Origin of the sequence: Yersinia sp. 2542 StPb PI, from assembly GCF_048593855.1 — a bacterium.
In the GTDB taxonomy this organism is placed as follows: domain Bacteria; phylum Pseudomonadota; class Gammaproteobacteria; order Enterobacterales; family Enterobacteriaceae; genus Yersinia; species Yersinia enterocolitica_E.
Map to the genome: position 1 here is coordinate 1 of NZ_JAZGQA010000327.1, position 2,387 is coordinate 2,387.

Sequence of the window (2,387 nt, forward strand, 5' to 3'; positions counted from 1 at the left end):
AATATATATAAACTCTGTCGGCAGTGTTTTGCTTTTGGGATTTACAATAGCTATATCAGATATAAGTTTTAGCTCCCAATCTGGATATTCTTCCCCATTCTCATCCATAAATCGAATTTCCTGACTAAAAATCTTCTGCATCATGCCTTTTTTGTACTGGCACAGCAGGTCGTATTGCTTATTCATTAACGTGATTTTTTCATCAACAGAAGACAGAAAATCGGCGATTTTGGTTTGCTCTGAAACGTCTGGAATCATTAAAACTAAATCAGAAAAATTCTTTTGCCCTAAAGTTTTGTTTCGTCCAGCGCCTCCAGGAGAAGCCAATTCAAGTAAGCTTTTGCCTTTTTTGGTTAGAAAATATCTTCTGATAAAATCAGTATTGCATTTATTATCTTTAGGCAAGTACATAGGGAATCGATGAGATGCAATGAATCCTTCTTCATTTGAAGATGTAAGTGCAACTGCTCGTTCCCAAGCAAAAACTATATTAAGAATTAATGCATTTTTTTTTATCCAAAAAACACGCTTATTTCCTAAATCAGCTCCAGAAATTCCATCCTTATGAAATAGCCCACGGCCATGAGAGCGTATACCAACCTCTCTGTACATATCTGATTTTGATACAGATACAGGAGCAGAGAAACGTTCTAGTATATTCCCCACCTTCTGTTCAGACAACGAAGCTGTAAAGTGCTTAAACCGCAACTTCGGTACCATTACTTATTCCCCTCAGTCACCGTAAACGGAGCTTCAATTCCTAGCTCTTTGCAGAACCCAGCAATAGACTTATCGATTTCAGCTACCTTATCTTCCAGATCTCGAATTTCTTTCGCCACTGCATTCAGATCGATTTCATCTTCTGCTTCAAAGGTATCAACATAGCGTGGGATATTAAGGTTGTAATCGTTAGCGCGAATATCTTCCAGCGACACAGCCTGGCTATATTTCTCTATGTTTTTCCAGTCGTTGTATGTATTAGCGATTTTGTCGATATGTTCCGGCAGCAGGCGGTTCTGAGTTTTGACCTTCTCAAAGTCGTTGCTGGCATCGATAAACAGAATACTGTCGTTATATTTACGGCATTTGCGTAGAACCAGCACGCAGGTCGGGATACTGGTACCGTAGAAAATATTGGCAGGCAGTCCGATAACTGCATCAATGCAGTTCAGTTTTTCAATCATAAACTGACGGATATGACCTTCCGCCGCGCCACGGAACAACACACCGTGAGGCAGAACCACTGCCATGGTGCCGTCATCTTCCAGGTGGTGGAACATGTGCTGCAAAAACGCCATATCTGCTTTGCTGGACGGAGCCAGTTTGCCATACTGGGCAAAGCGCTCGTCGTTCATAAACAGCGGGCTGGCGCTCCACTTAGCGGAGAATGGCGGGTTGGCGACAATGGCGTCAAACTTTAGGTGCGTATGCTGCGGGTGTTCCAGCGTATCTTCCTGGATGATTTCGAAATCCGCATAGTGAACCCCATGCAGAATCATGTTCATACGTGCCAGGTTATAAGTGGTGCGGTTCATCTCCTGGCCGTAAATTTTACCCACTGACGACGCTTCGCGTTTTACGCGCAGCAGCAATGAACCGGAGCCACAGGTCGGATCATAAACGTTTTTCAGCTTCAGCTTGTGGGTAGTAACGATTTTCGCAAGCAATGTTGAAACAGGTTGTGGTGTATAGAATTCACCGGCTTTTTTACCTGCGCCCGAAGCGAATTGCCCAATCAAATACTCGTAGGCATCACCGAGGATATCGGAGCTGGCTTCGCTCAGGTTGAAGCTCAATCTGTCGAGCTCAGTGATCACTTTGCCGATCAGTTCGTTTTTTGCTTTTGCAGTGTTGCCCAGTTTACTGGAGCCTAAGTCCAGGTCTTCAAACAGGTTGCTGAAGTCATCAGCCGAATCTGTACCCAGAGTGCTTTGCTCAATATTGCGCAGCGTCGCAGCAAGATCTTCCAGAATAAAACCGGTACCAGCGCCTTTAGGATCGTTGGCGATACGTTGCGCCATGGTGTGGAACAGGTCGGCCGGTGGCAGGAAGTAGCCCAGTGTGCGGATGCTGTCTTCTTTTACCGCGTCCACAATATCCTGATATGCCGGATGCTCTGCTGTCAGTTCGTTGTACTGAATCCCGTCTTCAGCAAGGATCTTGTTGGCATAAGCAACAAACTTCTCGGAAAGATATTTGTAGAAAACAAAGCCGAGGCAGTAATCACGGAACTCATCGGCATTCATCTTGCCACGCAGAGTATCGGCGATATTCCATAGTCGGCTTTGCAGTTCACTTAAATTCTGCGCTTCAATCTGGGAAGACATAATCAACCATTACTCCTTGAGTATTATAATAAATTTTCTATTTTAGCAAAAAAATATTGT

General features: G+C 44.1%; 2 protein-coding genes. Both read right to left on the reverse strand.

Annotated features, from left to right (window positions below):
* Positions 1-720: restriction endonuclease subunit S (locus tag V1952_RS21215; RefSeq protein WP_420075488.1), on the reverse strand; the 720-nt coding region annotated here is incomplete at its 3' end.
* Positions 720-2,327: a type I restriction-modification system subunit M gene (locus V1952_RS21220; protein ID WP_420075489.1), complete on the reverse strand. Its 1,608-nt coding sequence runs from the start codon at positions 2,325-2,327 to the stop codon at positions 720-722. The genes V1952_RS21220 and V1952_RS21215, both read right to left, overlap by 1 nt.
* Positions 2,328-2,387: the final 60 nt, after the last annotated feature.